Annotated in this window: 2 protein-coding genes; both read right to left on the bottom strand. The window is 67.0% G+C overall.

From position 1 onward, the window contains the following. Positions 1-314: ATP-binding cassette domain-containing protein (locus AC3WLF_RS31280; protein ID WP_492359306.1), on the bottom strand; the 314-nt coding region annotated here is incomplete at its 3' end. A gap of 352 nt (positions 315-666) precedes the next feature. After that, a complete protein-coding gene (locus AC3WLF_RS31275; protein WP_492321727.1) occupies positions 667-2,349 on the bottom strand; it encodes a GMC family oxidoreductase in 1,683 nt (560 codons plus the stop codon). Between the last annotated feature and the right edge of the window lie 93 nt (positions 2,350-2,442).

Below are 2,442 nucleotides of genomic sequence, written 5' to 3'. Positions count from 1 at the left end.
ATGCGCACGTTCTCCATCACCGTCAGGTGCGGGAATACCGCCGAGATCTGGAACGAACGGATCACGCCGCGCCGCGCTATCTGCGCGGGCTTTTCACGGGTGATGTCGATGCCGTTGAAAAGGATGGTGCCGGTGGTCGGCTCCAGGAACTTGGTGAGCAGGTTGAAGCAAGTCGTCTTGCCGGCGCCGTTGGGGCCGATCAACGCATGGATCGACCCGCGGCGCACCTGCAGGTTGACGTCGCTCACCGCCGTGAACCCCTTGAACTCCTTGGTGAGGTTCCGCGTTTCCAGGATGGTTTCCAGCTGGTTCATGTCTCCTGCCCGCCCTCTTGCTGAACTGCCGGGGTGATGCCCGGCACTGACAATGGTCCGAACCGGCCTTGTAGGCCCTTGCTGCCGCTTGTTCCGCCAGGCTGGCCATGGTTGCGGCCCTGCTGCGGCTTTCTGTTTTGGTGCGGGGCGGCTCCCGCGCAGGTTGCGGCGATGGCTTCGATGTGCTGCCGACGCACCCTGTGAGGCGTCTATTGTGTGCGCCTGTTGCATCGCAAAACATCGGGGTTTGCACTATGAAACATGAACCAAGTGTCAGTTTTTTTGCAAGCGCACATGAGCAGGCTGCGCCACTCGGTCACGGCCCCGCCCGCGACCACGTGGCGCGCTCATGTCAGGCGCCTGCAGCGGCTGCCGCCGGCGCCGGTTGCACCACGACTTCCGCCGCCGCCCGGCCCTGCCGGCGGTCTTCGCGGATCAGGTCGCTCGCGCGCTCGGCGATCATGATGGTCGGCGAATTGGTGTTGCCCGACGTGATCAGCGGCATCACCGAGGCATCGACCACGCGCAGGCCGTCGATGCCCAGCACGCGCAGGCGATGGTCGACCACGGCCATCGGGTCGTCGGCGCGGCCCATCTTGCAGGTGCCCACCGGATGGAAGATGGTGGTGCCGATATTGCCGGCCGCTTCGGCCAGTTGTTCGTCGGTCTGGAATGCCGCACCCGGCAGCCATTCCTCGGGCTGGAACGGCGCCAGCGCCGGCGATGCCACGATGCGGCGCGTTAGCCGGATGGAGTCGGCCGCGACCTTCCGATCCTCGTCGGTCGCCAGGTAGTTCGGCGCGATCACCGGCGCCTGGCGGAAATCCGCGCTGCCGACATGGACGCTGCCGCGCGAGGTCGGCCGCAGGTTGCAGGCACTCGCGGTAAAGGCATTGAACGCATGCAGCGGGTCGCCGAACTTGTCCAGCGACAAGGGCTGCACGTGGTACTCCACGTTCGGCCGCGCCTGCGCCGGGTCCGAGCGCGCAAAGGCGCCCAGCTGCGACGGCGCCATGCTCATCGGCCCGCTCTGGTTGAAGGCGTACTGCACGCCGATGCAGAACTTTCCCCACAGGCTCGCGGCGCGCGTGTTGAGCGTGCGCACGCCGCTGACCTTCACCACCGAGCGCAGCTGCAGGTGGTCCTGCAGGTTCTCGCCCACGCCGGCGAGCGCATGGCGCACCGGGATACCCAGCGCCTGCAGGCGCTCGGCCTGGCCGATGCCCGACAGCTCCAGCAGCTGCGGCGTATTGACCGCGCCCGCGGCCAGGATCACTTCCTGCGTGGCCGCCACCGTGTGCGGACGGCCGCCGCCGATATAGTTCACGCCGGTGCAGCGGCGCCCGTCGAAGGTCAGCCCGCTCACCTGCGCCCCGGTGACAATGGTCAGGTTGGGACGCTCCGACGCACGCCGCAGGAAGGCCTTGGCCGTGTTCCAGCGGATGCCGCGGCGCTGGTTCACTTCGAAATAGCCCACGCCGAAGTTGTCGCCGCGGTTGAAATCCTCCGTGCGCGGAATCCCCGCCTCTTCGGCGGCATCGGCAAAGCGCTCCAGGATGTCCCAGCGCAGGCGCTGCCCTTCCACGCGCCATTCGCCGCCCGCGCCATGGAATTCGCTCGGGCCGCGGTGATGGTCCTCGCTGCGCTTGAACAGCGGCAGCACATTGTCCCAGCGCCAGCCATCGTCGCCGGTGAGCCGCGCCCACTCGTCATAATCCTCGCGCTGGCCGCGCATATAGATCATGCCGTTGATCGACGAGCAACCGCCCAGCACGCGCCCGCGCGGATAGCCCAGCGAGCGGCCGTTCAGCCCGGCCTCGGCCTCGGTGCGATAGAGCCAGTCGGTGCGCGGGTTGCCGATGCAGTACAGGTAGCCCACCGGGATATGGATCCAGTGGTAGTCGTCCTTGCCGCCGGCCTCCAGCAGCAGCACGCTGACGTCCGCATCCTGTGTCAGGCGGTTCGCCAGGACACAGCCGGCCGAACCGGCCCCCACGATGATGTAGTCGAATGTCTCTGTCGCTGTTCTCGTCATCATCGTTGCCGCTTATTTCGCCACCGGCATGGTGAACTCAGCGCCCTTGGCGATCGAATCCGGCCAGCGCTGCATCACGCTCTTGTAGCGCGT

It is taken from the genome of Cupriavidus sp. FW306-01-F10A (genome assembly GCF_058782785.1).
The sequence above is the reverse complement of the archived record's forward strand: the minus strand, read 5'-3'. Positions and strand labels throughout refer to the sequence as shown.